This is a genomic window from Microbispora catharanthi, assembly GCF_006334915.2.
In the GTDB taxonomy this organism is placed as follows: Bacteria; Actinomycetota; Actinomycetes; order Streptosporangiales; family Streptosporangiaceae; genus Microbispora; species Microbispora catharanthi.
Genome location: NZ_VDMA02000001.1, coordinates 134,568 through 147,038 on the forward strand (window position 1 = coordinate 134,568; position 12,471 = coordinate 147,038).

At 72.1% G+C, this 12,471-nt stretch carries 12 protein-coding genes; 5 read left to right on the forward strand and 7 right to left on the reverse strand.

The window, feature by feature from the left end:
* Positions 1 to 39: 39 nt before the first annotated feature.
* Positions 40 to 1,323, forward strand: a complete 1,284-nt coding sequence (locus FH610_RS00560; RefSeq protein ID WP_139572150.1) for an MFS transporter — start codon at positions 40 to 42, stop codon at positions 1,321 to 1,323.
* Positions 1,324 to 1,443: 120 nt separating this feature from the next.
* A complete protein-coding gene (locus FH610_RS00565; RefSeq protein ID WP_240808673.1) occupies positions 1,444 to 2,019 on the forward strand; it encodes an NADPH-dependent FMN reductase in 576 nt (191 codons plus the stop codon).
* Positions 2,020 to 2,037: 18 nt separating this feature from the next.
* Here FH610_RS00565 and FH610_RS00570 read toward each other — a convergent pair whose 3' ends face one another.
* From FH610_RS00570 to FH610_RS00585, 4 genes are read right to left on the reverse strand one after another with little or no spacing between them, the layout of a single operon-like run.
* On the reverse strand, positions 2,038 to 2,763 hold the full coding sequence (locus FH610_RS00570; protein WP_139572152.1) for a VOC family protein: 726 nt from the start codon (positions 2,761 to 2,763) through the stop codon (positions 2,038 to 2,040).
* A complete protein-coding gene (locus tag FH610_RS00575) occupies positions 2,763 to 3,389 on the reverse strand; it encodes an HAD family hydrolase (protein ID WP_139572153.1) in 627 nt (208 codons plus the stop codon). Before FH610_RS00575 ends, FH610_RS00570 begins: the two co-directional genes overlap by 1 nt.
* A gap of 47 nt (positions 3,390 to 3,436) precedes the next feature.
* Positions 3,437 to 4,588: an FAD-dependent oxidoreductase gene (locus tag FH610_RS00580; protein ID WP_139572154.1), complete on the reverse strand. Its 1,152-nt coding sequence runs from the start codon at positions 4,586 to 4,588 to the stop codon at positions 3,437 to 3,439.
* A complete protein-coding gene (locus tag FH610_RS00585) occupies positions 4,585 to 5,190 on the reverse strand; it encodes a TetR/AcrR family transcriptional regulator (protein WP_139572155.1) in 606 nt (201 codons plus the stop codon). Before FH610_RS00585 ends, FH610_RS00580 begins: the two co-directional genes overlap by 4 nt.
* A gap of 197 nt (positions 5,191 to 5,387) precedes the next feature.
* Here FH610_RS00585 and FH610_RS00590 point away from each other — a divergent pair, with 197 nt between their 5' ends.
* Both FH610_RS00590 and FH610_RS00595 read left to right on the forward strand, forming a co-directional pair.
* Positions 5,388 to 6,269, forward strand: coding sequence for a DMT family transporter (locus tag FH610_RS00590; RefSeq protein ID WP_205825433.1), 882 nt, complete (start codon positions 5,388 to 5,390; stop codon positions 6,267 to 6,269).
* 180 nt (positions 6,270 to 6,449) lie between these two features.
* Entirely contained in the window at positions 6,450 to 7,121 is a 672-nt protein-coding gene (locus FH610_RS00595; protein ID WP_205825434.1) for a lytic polysaccharide monooxygenase auxiliary activity family 9 protein, read from the forward strand.
* 81 nt (positions 7,122 to 7,202) lie between these two features.
* Here FH610_RS00595 and FH610_RS45025 read toward each other — a convergent pair whose 3' ends face one another.
* Together FH610_RS45025 and FH610_RS00605 are read right to left on the reverse strand one after the other, a co-directional pair.
* Positions 7,203 to 8,777, reverse strand: a complete 1,575-nt coding sequence (locus tag FH610_RS45025) for a M28 family metallopeptidase (protein WP_139572156.1) — start codon at positions 8,775 to 8,777, stop codon at positions 7,203 to 7,205.
* Positions 8,778 to 8,959: 182 nt separating this feature from the next.
* Entirely contained in the window at positions 8,960 to 9,808 is an 849-nt protein-coding gene (locus tag FH610_RS00605; RefSeq protein WP_205825435.1) for a D-alanyl-D-alanine carboxypeptidase family protein, read from the reverse strand.
* Between the two features lie 279 nt (positions 9,809 to 10,087).
* Here FH610_RS00605 and FH610_RS00610 point away from each other — a divergent pair, with 279 nt between their 5' ends.
* Positions 10,088 to 11,242, forward strand: a complete 1,155-nt coding sequence (locus FH610_RS00610; RefSeq protein ID WP_139572158.1) for a steroid 3-ketoacyl-CoA thiolase — start codon at positions 10,088 to 10,090, stop codon at positions 11,240 to 11,242.
* 119 nt (positions 11,243 to 11,361) lie between these two features.
* On the opposite strand, the gene FH610_RS00615 is transcribed toward FH610_RS00610, so the two are convergent.
* On the reverse strand, positions 11,362 to 12,435 hold the full coding sequence (locus FH610_RS00615; RefSeq protein ID WP_139572159.1) for an acyl-CoA dehydrogenase family protein: 1,074 nt from the start codon (positions 12,433 to 12,435) through the stop codon (positions 11,362 to 11,364).
* Positions 12,436 to 12,471 lie beyond the last annotated feature (36 nt).

Below are 12,471 nucleotides of genomic sequence, written 5' to 3' on the forward strand. Positions count from 1 at the left end.
GGCATAGTAACCAGCAAATGCGTTTAGGGGGTTACTGACATGGATGACGTGCTCGACGCGCGGGTGCCGCACAAGGAGCCGGTACGGCGGACGACACGGGCCGCCACACCTGACCGCAGCACCCGCAACACCGCGGTCCTGGTGGCGTTCACCGCCGTCACGAACCTGGCCGACGGCGTCACCAAGGTCGTCCTGCCCCTGGCGGCGATCCCGCTCACCGATTCGCCCGCACAGGTGGCGGGGGTCGGCCTCACCCTCACCCTCCCGTGGCTGCTGATCGCACTGCACGTGGGCGTGCTGGTGGACCGCTTCGACCGCCGCCGGCTGCTGTGGCTGGCCGACGGCGCCCGGATCCTCGTCGTCGCCGTCCTCCTGACCCTCGCCCTGCGCGACGCGGTGACCCTCCCCGCCCTCTACATCGCGGGTCTCGTGCTGGGCGTCGCCGAGGTCGTCGCCCTCACCTCCGCCGCGACGCTCGTCCCCTCCGCGGTCGTCCCGGCCGCGCAGGAGCGGGCGAACGCCTGGCTGGCAGGTGCGGAAACCGTGTGCAACGAGTTCTGCGGGCCCTTCGTGGGCGGGCTCCTGGTCACCGCCGGCACCAGTGTGGCGCTGGGCTGGACCGGCGCCGGCTATCTGATCGGCACGCTGATCCTTGTCCTCCTCGTCGGCCGTTTCCGGCCGCGCCAGGACGACGCGCGGCCGACCGGCTCGGTCAACCAGCGCATCGCGGAAGGCATCCGTTTCCTGTGGCGGCAGCGCGTGCTGCGGCTGATGGCGCTCGCGCTGACCGTTCTGTGTGCGTGCTGGGGGGCATGGCTCGCCCTCATGCCCCTGGTCGCCACCTCGCTCATGCACCTCGACGCCCGGGAGTACGGCATCCTGGTCAGCGCGCTCGGCGTGGGCGGCCTGGTGGGAGCGCTCACGGTCACCGGCGTCAACCGGCTGCTCGGCCGCCGCTGGTCGATGTTCGCCGACCTCGTCGGCACCGTGGCCATGGTGGCCGCCCCGGTCTTCTCCACCAACCTGTGGGTGGTGGCCGGCGGCGCCTTCCTCGGCGGCATGGGCGGCATCCTGTGGACGGTGAACGCACGCACCATCAGCCAACGCCTGGTCGACGGCTCCATGCTCGGCCGGTACCACGCCGCGGCCAGGCTCTTCAGCTGGGGCGCCATGCCGCTGGGGGCCGGGCTGGTGGGCCTCCTCGCCGAGTGGTTCGGCATGCGGACGGCCTTCACGGTCTTCGCCGTGGCCGCCCTGCTGATCATCATTCCGTTCCTGCGGACCATGACATCCGAGGCGTTGTCCGAGGCCGGCACCGCGTGACCGGCATCGCCGGCACCCGATACGCGGCGGGTTGTGAGGGGCATGCCGAGTCGGTCGCCTTCTCGATCACGGCGTACTGTTGACCGGGTTATTTCCACTTATGACTGTTTTGGGGGAATTGTGGCGAAGCCCGTTCTGCAGATCGTCATCGCGAGCACCCGCCCGGGCCGCACGGGGCTACCGGTCGCGGAGTGGTTCCACGAGCGCGCGGTGGCCCAGGACGCCTTCGAGGTCGAGCTCGTCGACCTGGCCGAGGTGAACCTGCCGTTCATGGACGAGCCCAACCACCCCCGGCTCCGGCAGTACGTCCACCGGCACACCAAGGAGTGGAGCGCCACCATCGAGCGCGGCGACGCGTTCGTGTTCGTCACGCCGGAGTACAACTACGGCTTCAACGCCGTGCTGAAGAACGCGATCGACTACCTGCACCACGAGTGGCAGTACAAGCCGGTCGGGTTCGTCAGCTACGGCGGCGTCTCGGCGGGCACGCGGGCGGTGCAGATGCTCAAGCAGGTCGTCACCACGCTGAAGATGGTGCCGGTGTTCGAGGCGGTCTCCATCCCCTTCGTCGCCCAGCTCCTCGACGAGGAGGGCCGGCTGCAGCCCAACGACGTGATGAACACGGCGGCGGACACGATGGTGGCCGAACTGGCCCGGCTCGCCACCGCGCTGCGGCACCTGCGCCCCGCAGCCTGATAACTGCCGCCTGATCACTCAGGAGAGCAGGGCGCCGGTCTCCGGATCCCGCTCCGTGAGGCAGTAGATCCCGCCGGCCGGGTCGCGCATGACGATCCAGTGCCGCCCCCGCGTCACGACCTTCGCGCCGTGCCGCTCGTGCAGTGCGCGAGCGGCTTCGGGATCGGCGCAGGCCAGGTCGACGTGGGCCGACCGGCCGGGCCCCTCGCCGAGCCGCTGCAGGAGAATCCGCACCGGCATCCCCGGCATCGTCAGCGCCGTGAACTCGGGCACCGATCCCCGGCGCGGGGGCCACCCGGTCAGCGCCGCCCAGAACGCCGTCTCCTCCTCGTACGCGTCGGGCGCGATGTCGAGGCTGACCTGGTCGAGGCGGGTGCCGGCGAACACGGGCGGCCGCCGCGCCGCACCTTCCCACGCGACGAGGCAGAACGCCCTGCCCTCGGGGGAGCGCAGCACGGCCCAGTCACCGTGGTCGGCGGCGACGGCGGCGCCGAGCGCCTCGGCCCCGGCGACGGCGGCCCGGACGTCGTCCACCTCGAGATCGAGATGGGCGCCGCCTTCGCCGTCCACCGCCTGGAGCTTCACGCAGGCGTCGCCGGACTCGGGCAGCAGCGTGGCGAACTCCCCGTCGTCGCCCCGACGGGGAGACAGGCGTGTGCCGGTGACGGCGGTCCAGAACGCCGCGGCATCCTCGAACCGCTCGCGCGGCCGGTCCACGAAGGCAAGCACTCGCCGCACCGCCATCAGGAAGCCTCCTCGAACAGTGGGAACAGCGCCGTCTCCAGGTCCGCCGGGGCGCGGAAGACGACCCCGGTCATGCCGAGCACCCTCGCCGCGCCGACGTTCTCGGCGCGGTCGTCGACGAACAGGCACCGCCCCGGTGGCACGCCCGCGTGCCGGGCGGCGATCTCGAAGATCCGCGGGTCGGGCTTGGCCACCCCTACGTCGTAACTGCTCACGACGTGGTCGAAGGCGTCGTGCAGCTCCAGCTCGCGCAGGTGGGAGGCCAGTTCCGAGGTGGCGTTGCTGACGAGCACGACGGGGACGCGGGCCCGCGCCCGCGTGAGCAGCGCGAGCACCTCCTCGTCCGCCCAGGTGCGGGCGGCCAGCCAGTCGGCGGTCAGCGCGCTCGCCCGCGCGGCCGAGCCCACCAGCCCGGCGAGGACGGGAACGGCCGAGGCCAGCCACTCCTCGCGGGTCACCAGCCCGGTCAGGGCCGGCGCCACCAGCGCCGATTCGCCGGTCACCCGGGCCACGGTCCCCGGTTCCACCCCGTACGTCCGCTCGATCTCCGCCTGCTGCTCAAGATCCTGAAATTTCAGGACGCCGTCGAAGTCGCACAGCACCGCGTCGAATGCTCTGGTCGCCACGGTCCGAGCCTACGACCGTCACCCGCCGGGCCGGGAGGACCTCCGGGTCAGGTGATGAGGCGGTGACCGCCGGGGCTGAGGCTGTTCATGAAGAGCCGGTCGGCTCCGGGGAGGGAGGCCAGCCGCAGCAGCCAGTCGCGGGCCGTGATGCGCAGGCGGCTGGACGGCGCCATCCAGGGGAGGAAACGGCGGCCGAACGCCTGGACGTCGCCGACGACCGGCCGCATGCGTGCGGCGTACCGGTCGAGCGCGGGGGACAGGTCCCCTGAGGAGGCCGCGCGAAGCTCGCCGGCGAGCACCCACGCCGCGGCCACCGCGAGGGACGCGCCGTGCCCGGCGAACAGGGAGACCGCCTGGCAGGCGTCGCCGAGCAGGACCACGCGGCCGCTGCTCCACTGGGGGGCCTCGACCTGTGTCACCTGGTCGTAGTACAGCTCCGGCGGCTGCGGGCACCTGTGGAGCACCTCGGGCAGGATCCAGCCGAGGTGCCCGAAGTGCCGGCGCAGCGAGGCGGCCGGGTCGGCGGGGACGGCGGGGTCGGGCTCGTGGCGCAGGAACAGCAGGGCGAGCTGGTTCCCGCCCACCGCGTAGGCCCCGGCCATCAGATGCGGCACGGTCAGCATCCGGTAACGCGGGCCGACCCGCCGGCTGAGGTCCTCGTCCTCGACCACGTACGCGGCCACATGGTGGCCGAGATAGCGGACGAAGCGCTCCTCGGGACCGAAGACCAGCTCCCTGACCCGTGAGTGCACGCCGTCGGCGCCGACCAGCAGGTCGGCCTCGTGCCGGGTGCCGTCGGTCAGTTCCACCTCGACGCCCCCGGCGTCCTGCCTGACGGCCGCGACCGTCGTGCCGTACCGGACCGGCGCGCGGACCTGCTCGGCGAGCACGCGGGCGAGGTCGCCCCGCAGCAGGCTGACCACCTCGGCGAATCCCGCCTTGACGGCGAGACGGCTGGTCTGCCGGCCGGAGCCGTCGACGTAGCCGATCTCGTTGACGGGGTGACGGACCTCCTCGAGCAGGGGGCGCAGCCCCATCCGCCCGGCCGCCTCCAGCCCGGGGCCGTAGAAGTCGATCATGTATCCACCGTCGCGGAACGCCGGGGCGCGCTCGACCAGTTCGACGTCCCAGCCGGCGCGTTCCAGGTGCCATGCCAGGGCCGTTCCGGCTATCCCGGCACCGCAGACGATCGCTCTCATGTTCCTCCACCTTCCTCGTGTCCGTCCGTACGCACCATCGCCCGCAGCGGCCCGGCCAGAGCGGTGAGGTCGAGGTCGGGGTCGAGCCCGCGGTGCAGCACCAGGCCGTCCACCGCCGCGACGAGGACCGCGGCGGCCGCCTCGGCGTCACCGGGGCGGCCGGCGTAGTGGCCGCGTTCGCGCAGCCAGGCGGCGACGCGGGCGCGGGAGTCGGCGACGATTTCATGCAGCCGGTCGCGCAGATCGGGCAGCCGGGCGGCCGCCAGGTACATCTCGACGATCAGCAGGGAGGCGGGGTCGGTTCCCGTGTAGCGGGACAGCTCGCCCAGCAGCCACTCGACGCCGGTCTCGGGGTCGGGCTGCTCCGCCAGCCGCCCGGTCAGCTCCTCCAGCATCGCGCGCGCGACCCCGGTCGAGGCCGCGATCAGCAGATCGGGCAGCGACGCGAAGTGATAGTGGACGACTCCGGGGGCGACCCCGGCCCGCTCGGCCACCATCCGCGTGCTGACGCCGCCCCAGCCGACCTCGGCGATCAGGGCCGCCGCCGCGCCGAGCAGCCGTTGCCGGGTGGTCCTGCCCCGGTCCGCGGACGCCTCCGCCATCTCTCACGTGCTCCGTTCAGTTCTCGTACGACCGACTTGGGCGTTTGCCTTGGTCGGCCGACTTGGACGATTGCCCAAAACTATACCACCGGACATGAGGCCGCCGTCGGGGGGGATGGGCGGATACATGGGAGACCCGGCCGCCGAGGGGAGTGACCGATCATGATGCCGAGGGCTCCGGGGGGCGGGGTGCCGCCGTGATCGTCACGGTGGTTCTCGGTCTCGCGGCCGCGGCCCTCCTCGGCCTGGGCTGGGTCGCGCAGCAGCACGTCGCGTACACCGAACCGCTGGGCGAGATGCTGCACGTGCGCCTGCTGTTCGACCTGGCACGCAAGCCGGTGTGGCTGGCCGGGATCGCCACAATGGTCGGCGGGCAGGTCCTCGGGGCGCTGGCCCTGCGACGTGCCGACGTGGCCTCCGTGGAGCCGCTTCTGGCGACCAACCTGATCTTCGCCCTCGCCGCGGCGGCCCTGTTCTATCAGGAGCGCCTGGGCGCGGGGGAGTGGCTGGGCGCGGTGCTGGTCAGCGGCGGTGTGGCCGCCTTCCTCGTGGCCGGCCGTCCCCAGGGCGGCGGGATGCCGGCGTCGGGCTCCGTGGTGTGGATCGCCGTGCTGGTCGTGGCGGGAGTGGCCGCGGGCATGGTCGCCGTGGCGCTGCGGGCGCCCCTGCAGACCAAGGCGATGCTGCTCGCCGCGGCCGCGGGGGCGTTGTACGGCCTGCAGGACGCGCTGACTCGCGGGTCCCTGCTGACGCTGGCGCATGGACCGGCGGCGCTGTTCACCTCGTGGGAGCCCTACCTGCTGCCCGTGATCGCGGCGATCGGCATCCTGCTCAACCAGAGCGCCTTCGACGCCGCGCCGCTGCGGATCTCGCTGCCCGCCACCACCGCGACCGAGCCGATCGTCGGCATCGTCCTGGGAGTCGTGATCTTCAATGAGCGCCTGCGTGTCGATCCCCCGGCTCTCGCGGGGGAGGTCGGCGGCCTGGTGGCGCTCGTGGTGGGCATCGTCATCCTCGGCCGCTCGCCGTTCCTGGCCAAGTCGGAGCAGGGGCAGCAGGCCCCTCGCGACCGCGAGTGAATGAAACGTGCACGGTGAGCCAGTCCGCCGGAGGGGGAACCCGCAGGTGAGGAAGCTCCGCCTCATGACCATCGTTGGTCGGCTGGCCGAACAAAACGCGGTCAACTATCGTCGCTGACGAAGTCTGGGAGCGCTCCCCATCTGGCCCGGAATCCCCCACCGGAAGATGGAGACCCAACAGTGCACGCGCATTCACATCCCCGGATCCGCCGCTGGGCCCTGCGCATCACGGCCCTGCTGACCGCGTCGGTCGCCTGCCTGGTCACCTGGGCGGGCGCCGCCTCCGCCCACGGCTCGATCGTGGACCCGGCCTCCCGCAACTACGGCTGCTGGCAGCGCTGGGGGAGTGACTTCCAGAACCCGGCGATGGCCCAGCAGGACCCGATGTGCTGGCAGGCGTGGCAGGCCGACACCACCGCCATGTGGAACTGGAACGGCCTCTACCGCATGAACCTCGGCGGCAACTTCCAGGCCGCGATCCCCGACGGCCAGCTGTGCAGCGGCGGCCACGCGGAGAACGGCCGCTACAGCGCCATGGACGTCCCCGGCGCGTGGAAGGCGACCGACGTCCGCAACAACTTCACGATCAAGCTGTGGGACCAGGCCGGCCACGGCGCCGACTACCTGCTCGTCTACGTCACCAAGCCGGGCTTCGACCCGACCCGGCAGGCGGTCGGCTGGAACGACCTGCAGTTGCTCACCAAGACCGGCAAGTACGCCCCCGGGCAGTACTACTCGGTCAACCTCAGCACGTCGGGCCGCAGCGGCCGGGCCGTGGTCTACACGATCTGGCAGGCCTCGCACATGGACCAGACGTTCTTCTTCTGCAGCGACGTGAACTTCACGGGCTGACGACCCCGTGAAACGGGCCCCGCCGGACGTCGTCCGGCGGGGCCCGCGCGTACGGCTATCGCGTGCGGATCGGCGTGGGGATCACTGGGCGGGCACGCCGTGCGCCTCGCCCACGTGGGCCGTGGCAGACCCGGCGGCAACCGCAGTGGTGCGCGCGGCGGCGGCGGTGGTGCGGTTGTCCGGACCGGGCAGGTCCCGGCTGAAGGCGTAGACGGCCGCGGCGGTGGCGATCGCGCCGGTGTTCAGCGCGAGGGCCTTGTCGTCGATGTTGGCGATGGTGTCGCAGGCCTGGTGGTAGCAGGAGTCGTACGCCTGGCCGGCGGTGCCGCCGAACATCGACTGCTCCTCGGCTGTCTTGACGCCCTCGGCGCCGCTGAACGTCCCGCCGGACGGAATCCCGGCGTCGATGAACGGCCCGTAGTCCGAGCGTCCGTCGAAGTCGGTGCCGTTGTGGCCCTGACGGAGCGTGTCGAAGTACTTCTCGAAGAGCTTCTCGATCTCGCCGGAGCCATCGGGACCGGGACCGGCGCCGGTGGCGTCGGAGTCGTCACCGTCGTAGATCTTCAGGGCGTAGTTCGGGGAGGCGACCATGTCGAAGTTCAGGTACAGCTTGATCTTCGCCAGGTCGGCGGGGGACAGGCTCGCGACGTAGTGCTCGGAGCCGAGCAGGCCCAGCTCCTCCGCGCTCCAGAAGGAGAAGCGCAGCTTGTTCCTGGTCGGGATCTTGCCGAACGCGGTGGCGACCTCCAGGATCGCAGCGCTGCCGGAGCCGTTGTCGTTGATGCCGGGCCCCGCCAGCACGCTGTCCAGATGCGCGCCGAGCTGCACCACCTTGTTCGGGTCGCCCCACCGCGAGTCGGCGATGACGTTGTGGGTCTTACGGATCTCGCTGGTGGTGTCGGTCTTCACGTGCACCGTGGTTCCGGCGGCCGACAGTTCCTGGCCGACCGCGAAGCCCACGCCCACGGCGGGGATGTGCACGGTGGGCTCGCCCAGCGTGCCCTGCAGGGTATCGGTGCGCCCCGGCTGGCCCTCGTTCATGATGATCACCGCGGACGCGCCCGCGGCCTGCGCGTTCTCGGCCTTCACCTGGAAGGTGCAGGTGCCGCGCTGCACCAGCGCGACGGCGCCCGCCGGGAAGCCGGCGAAGTCGGCGGCCTCGCAGCCGGAGGTCGACGTGTTGGGCGTGGGGCCGGGAGGCAGCACGAGGTCGACGTTCCGGACGGCCGCGGTGACGTCTCCCGACCCGGAGTAGGTCATCGTGGCGAAGTCGCCGACGCTGCTGCCGTCCGGCGGGGTGGGCGCGTACGTCTTGGGGGAGGGCGCGGTCCGCTGCAGGGCCGCGATGGAGTTCTCCTTGAAGAACGGGAAGTCGAACTCCTGCAGGGTCACCGTGTAGCCGGCCTTCTTCAGCACCCCGGCGACGTAGTCGCGGGAGGCCGCGAAACCGGGAGTGCCGGCGGCGCGGGTGCCGCCGTTGGCGTTCGCGATGTCCTGCAGCTCGCGCAGGTGCTTCTTCACCGCCGACGCGACCACCGTCCGCGCGATGAGGGCGGGGTCGGGGTCGGCGTTCGCCGGCGCGGCCGGCAGGAGGGGAAGTACGAGGGCGGACGCCGCGGTGGCGACGGCGGCCCGCATGCCGAGCGAGGCGCGCATTGGGCTCTCCTTCGGGTCCAATGACGGTCCGAACGGTCCAGCAGTCAGGCCCCCCGATGGACACTGATCGGGAACCTAACCGGGTTTGACCGATCCGGGAAGGCTCTGTTTTCTGGCCCGCGGGAGTATTGCGCGGGCCCGCCTCGCCGTATGCCGTGCCGTATGCCGGGTTGTACGCCGGCTCAGCGGCCGGAGTCGGTCGCCCAGTCGAGCAGTGTCTCGGCGGTGTCCCAGCGGCGGCTGGCGACGTCCTCGCCGAGGATGATCCCGATCAGCCGGTGGCCGTCCCGGTCGGCCGCGAACGCCAGGCAGAACCCGGCGGCGTTCGTGGAGCCGGTCTTCACGCCGATCGCGCCCGGCAGGCCGAGCATGTGGTTGGTGTTGTACCAGTCGTACCGGCCGTCCTCGGTCGAGTGCTGGCTGGTCGAGGTGACCTTCTTGAAGACCGGGTTGCGCAGCGCGATCTCCGCGAGCCTGGCCTGGTCGCGTGCCGTGGAGTAACCGTCGCCGTGGGACGTCGGGAGCCCGTCGGCGTTGACGTACAGGGTGTCGTTCAGGCCGAGTTCGCGTGCGGCGGCGTTCATCTTGTCCACGAAACCGGGCACGCCGGGGCCGTACACGCGGGCCAGGGCGTGCGCCGCGTCCGCGCCCGAGGGGAGCAGCAGGGCGTACAGCAGTTCGCGGACCGGCAGGGTGTCGCCGGCCTCCAGGTCGGCCGTCGAGCCGTCGTTGTCCCAGGCGTACTCGAGGTCCTGCCGCTTGATCGTGACCTGGTCGTCGAGGTTCGCATCCCGCAGGACGATGTAGGCGGTCATCATCTTGGTCAGGCTGGCGACCGGCATGCGCTCACCGGCCTGCTTGTCCAGCAGGTCCTGCCCGGTCGTGGCGTCCCACAGATAGACGGCCCGCCCGTGCACGTGCGGCGCCGCGTACGCGTGCGCGGAAAGGTGCTGCGCCAGGCCGGGAGCGGCCAGGGCGGGAGACGCGAGAACCGGCGACGCCACCCCCGTGACCAGGGCAAAGGCGGCCATGGAGACACCAAGAGAAAGCTTCCGAGCGAACATGCGAATCAGCGTGCCATGACTATTCGGGCTTTTCGGACGAAACTTCGCAAAATATCGGCAAAGCGCCTGGACTTATGTGACATATGAGGTTTTGTGTGGCTTGTCGGGTAATCGGCCGTGACCTGCCCAGGGTGCGCGGCCGGTTCCGCTGACCGGGATCACACTTGGCCGAGACGGCGGGGGGAGGGACACCATGAGCCCCAGACGCCGATCAACCCAGATTCCGGCACGCGAACGGGAGAGCGCATGGGAACTCCGGTCATCGTCGACGCCGCGCGGACGCCGTTCGGGCGCCGGGGCGGATGGCTCTCCGGGCTGCACGCCGCCGAGTTGCTCGGGGTGGCGCAGCGCGGGGCGCTGGAGCGCCTCGGCCTCGACCCGCACCTGGTCGAGCAGGTCATCGGCGGCTGCGTCACCCAGGCGGGGGAGCAGTCCGGCAGCGTCACCCGTACGGCCTGGCTGCACGCGGGCCTGCCGGAGGAGACCGGGGCCACCACCATCGACAGCCAGTGCGGGTCGGCGCAGCAGGCGGTGCACCTGATCGCCGCGCAGATCGCGGCGGGCGTGATCGACGTCGGCATGGCCTGCGGCATCGAGGTCATGTCCCGGGTGCCGCTGATGGCCAACGTCGGCGAGGGCGCCGGCCGGCCCCGGCCCGACTCCTGGGACCGCGACATGCCCGCCCAGTATGTGGCCGCCGACCGGATCGCCCGCCGCCGGGGCTTCACGCGCGAGGGACTCGACGCCTTCGGACTCCGCTCCCAGGAGCGGGCCGCGCGGGCGTGGGCGGAGGGCAGGTTCGACGGGCAGATCATCCCGGTGACCGTGCCTGCCGACCTGCCCGGCGGCGACGGGCCCGCGACCGTCACGAGGGACCAGGGGTTGCGCGAGACCAGCACGGAGGCGCTGGCCGGTCTCAAACCGATCCTGGAGGGCGGCCTGCACACCGCGGGCACCGCCTCGCAGATCTCCGACGGCGCGAGCGCGGCCGTGCTGATGGACGAGGAGCGGGCCCGTGAGCTCGGAATGCGCCCGCGTGCCCGCATCGTGGCCCAGTGCCTGGTGGGCGCGGAGCCCGAGTTCCTGCTCGACGGCCCGGTCAGGGCGGCGGAGAAGCTGCTCGCCCGCACCGGCATGAAGATCGCCGACATCGACCTCTTCGAGGTCAACGAGGCGTTCGCCTCGATCCCCATGTCGTTCGCGCACGTCCACGGCGTCGATCAGGACCGGCTCAACGTCAACGGCGGCGCGATCGCGATCGGTCACCCCGTCGGGGCGACCGGCATCCGCCTCATCGCCGCCGCGATCGGCGAACTGGAGCGGCGCGACCAGGAGACGGCGATGGTCGCCATCTGCGCGGGCGGCGCGCTGGCCACCGGCGCGATCATCCAGCGGGTCTGACCGAGCGCCTCCGGCCGCGACGCGAGGACGCGCCCCACGCTGCCGTTGACCCCGTGCGCGGGCCGAAGCCTCCACGCGTGCCGGGCTGCCTCAAGCGCCTCTGACGACGGCCGGCCCGGTCAGCCGCCGAGTACGGCGGGGGCGAGGCGGGCGCGGTGCCAGGCGGCGTCGCCGAACAGCTTCGCCGCCGAGTGGGCCCGCTTGAAGTACAGATGCGCCTCGTGCTCCCAGGTGAAGCCGATGCCGCCGTGCAGCTGGATGGTCTCGGCCGCAACCGTGGAGAACGCCTCGGCGCAGTACGCCTGCGCCGCCGCGGCCCGCACCGGCAGGTCGGCGGCGTCCTCGGCGAGCGCGCGGGCCGCGTCGTAGCTGACCGACCTGGCCGACTCGACCAGCACGTACAGGTCGGCCAGGCGGTGCTTGACCGCCTGGAACGAGCCGATCGGGCGGCCGAACTGCTCCCTGGTCTTCACGTACTCCAGCGTGATCTCCAGGCAGCGCGACGCCCCGCCGAGCTGTTCGGCGCTCAGCGCGGTCGCGGCCACGGCGAGCAGGCGCTCCAGCACGCGGGGCCCGTCGGCGGTGAGGAGCCGCGCCGGGGCGCCGTCGAAGACCACGCGCGCCTGCGGCCGGGTCCGGTCCAGCGTCACCAACGGCTCGACCCGCATGCCCGGGGCGCCGCCCTCGACGGCGTACACGCCGAGACCGCCCTCGGGGGTGGCGGCGGGCACGAGGAACAGGTCGGCGCGTGCGCCGTCGAGCACATGTTCCTTGACGCCCGTGAGCCGGCCGTCCGCCACGCGGGCGTGGATCGCCCCCGGGTCCCACGTCCCGCTCTCGGCCCAGGCCAGCGCGGCGACGCGGCCGCCGTCGGCGATGCCGGGCAGGTCGGCGGTCGCGCCGCACGCCAGCAGCGCGTCGGCGGCGAGGACGGCCGAGCCGAGGTAGGGCACCACGGCGAGCGCGCGGCCCAGCTCCTCGCACACCACGTGGGTCTCGGCGTACGAGAAGCCCGCCCCGCCGTGCTCCTCGGGGACGGCCAGGCCGAAGGCCCCCACCTGGTCGGCGAGCAGCCGCCAGACGGTCTCGTCGTACTCCGGCGTCGCGTCGGGCGCCGGGCGGGCCGGGGGATTGCGCTCGAGCAGGGCGCGGACGGTGCGCCGCAGCTCCTCCTGCTCCTCGGTGGTGAACATAGCGGGTATTCTAACAACTGTTTGGTAGAGTGTCAG

Coding starts and splice junctions, on each gene's coding strand:
- FH610_RS00605 (WP_205825435.1), bottom strand. CDS start 9,808: ATGGCCGCCTTTGCCCTGGTCACGGGGGTGGCGTCGCCGGTTCTCGCG.
- FH610_RS00580 (WP_139572154.1), bottom strand. CDS start 4,588: ATGAGAGCGATCGTCTGCGGTGCCGGGATAGCCGGAACGGCCCTGGCA.
- FH610_RS00615 (WP_139572159.1), bottom strand. CDS start 12,435: ATGTTCACCACCGAGGAGCAGGAGGAGCTGCGGCGCACCGTCCGCGCC.
- FH610_RS45025 (WP_139572156.1), bottom strand. CDS start 8,777: ATGCGCGCCTCGCTCGGCATGCGGGCCGCCGTCGCCACCGCGGCGTCC.
- FH610_RS00585 (WP_139572155.1), bottom strand. CDS start 5,190: ATGGCGGAGGCGTCCGCGGACCGGGGCAGGACCACCCGGCAACGGCTG.
- FH610_RS00610 (WP_139572158.1), top strand. CDS start 10,088: ATGGGAACTCCGGTCATCGTCGACGCCGCGCGGACGCCGTTCGGGCGC.
- FH610_RS00570 (WP_139572152.1), bottom strand. CDS start 2,763: ATGGCGGTGCGGCGAGTGCTTGCCTTCGTGGACCGGCCGCGCGAGCGG.
- FH610_RS00560 (WP_139572150.1), top strand. CDS start 40: ATGGATGACGTGCTCGACGCGCGGGTGCCGCACAAGGAGCCGGTACGG.